Genomic DNA, 1,105 nt, shown 5'->3' with positions numbered 1-1,105 from the left:
TACCACGGAGTGATTCATGACTGGGGTGAAGTCGTAACAAGGTAACCGTAGGGGAACCTGCGGTTGGATCACCTCCTTACCTTAATTCTCAGCGTCTGCTGAGTGTTCACACAGTTTGCTTGATATGCAGAGCGTCTTTGCGACGGTTAATCCCATCGCAAAGCAACATGTGCGTTTTGGAAAGGTATTATGCCTGCCCTGAGTAAAGCCTGGTTCGACTACGGTTGTTCTTGTCGCTTGCCTCGCTGGCTCGGCTGCGCCTTTACAAAATTCACCGCGAAGCTTGCTTCGCGAACAGTGAATTTTGTCCCCTTCGTCTAGAGGCCTAGGACACCGCCCTTTCACGGCGGTAACAGGGGTTCGAATCCCCTAGGGGACGCCATTTCAACGCCCTAAGCTGTAAGCTTTATGCTGTAAGAGAAGCCCTTCTCTTGAAGCCTAAATCTTAGAGTTTAACCACTCTGCTCTTTAACAATTCGGAAAAAGCTGATGAATAAAAGTAGTTCTTGATACTGCAAGTGTCTTGGAACTTCTTGGCGAAACAATGTTGTAAGCATCAGTCACATGATGCGTGCCGCCTTCATGAGTGTACCAGTCTTCGGACTGACACACTTCTTGGGGTTGTATGGTTAAGTGACTAAGCGTACACGGTGGATGCCTTGGCAGTCAGAGGCGATGAAGGACGTGCTAACCTGCGTTAAGCACGGGTGAGCTGGTAAGAAGCGCTTGAGCCCGTGATGTCCGAATGGGGAAACCCACTGCACTCAGTGCAGTATCGTTGCGTGAATACATAGCGCAACGAGGCGAACCGGGAGAACTGAAACATCTAAGTACCCCGAGGAACAGAAATCAACCGAGATTCCGTTAGTAGCGGCGAGCGAACGCGGACCAGCCCTTAAGCAGCTTGGGTGGTAGTGGAACGGCCCTGGAAAGGCCGGCCATAGTGGGTGATAGCCCCGTACACCAAACCACCCTCGTTGTGAAATCGAGTAGGACGGGACACGTGATATCCTGTCTGAACATGGGGGGACCATCCTCCAAGGCTAAATACTCCTGACTGACCGATAGTGAACCAGTACCGTGAGGGAAAGGCGAAAAGAACCCC

1 tRNA gene and 2 rRNA genes are annotated in these 1,105 nt (G+C 51.3%); all 3 read left to right on the top strand.

What is annotated here, in order from left to right:
- Positions 1 to 79: ribosomal RNA gene (locus C7I36_RS16855) — 16S ribosomal RNA — on the top strand; the annotation flags it as partial.
- A 227-nt stretch (positions 80 to 306) separates the two neighbouring features.
- A tRNA-Glu gene (locus tag C7I36_RS16850) sits at positions 307 to 382 on the top strand.
- 245 nt (positions 383 to 627) lie between these two features.
- Positions 628 to 1,105: ribosomal RNA gene (locus C7I36_RS16845) — 23S ribosomal RNA — on the top strand; the annotation flags it as partial.

Origin of the sequence: Zobellella taiwanensis (assembly GCF_003012795.1) — a bacterium.
Classification (GTDB): domain Bacteria; phylum Pseudomonadota; class Gammaproteobacteria; order Enterobacterales; family Aeromonadaceae; genus Oceanimonas; species Oceanimonas taiwanensis.
The sequence above is the reverse complement of the archived record's forward strand: the minus strand, read 5'-3'. Positions and strand labels throughout refer to the sequence as shown.